This window comes from Providencia sp. PROV_01 (genome assembly GCF_053098325.1).
On the sequence record NZ_JBRFKD010000002.1, the window covers coordinates 466897 to 467114 of the forward strand.

General features: G+C 43.6%; 1 tRNA gene. It reads left to right on the top strand.

Annotated elements, in window-relative coordinates:
- Nucleotides 1-22: 22 nt before the first annotated feature.
- Nucleotides 23-99: transfer RNA gene (locus ACU696_RS02890), tRNA-Ile, on the top strand.
- The last annotated feature ends 119 nt before the right edge of the window (nucleotides 100-218 follow it).

Sequence of the window (218 nt, forward strand, 5' to 3'; positions counted from 1 at the left end):
GAAATAGAGTAGCGGTATCGATAGGCTTGTAGCTCAGGTGGTTAGAGCGCACCCCTGATAAGGGTGAGGTCGGTGGTTCAAGTCCACTCAGGCCTACCAAAATCGAATTGATGCTTCGTTATAACCTAGCTCGTTTACCTAGCGTAAACGTCGCCATGTTATGCCTTGCCTAAATTCGATTTATAACTAATTTCTTTCATAAAAAGAAACGATACCGA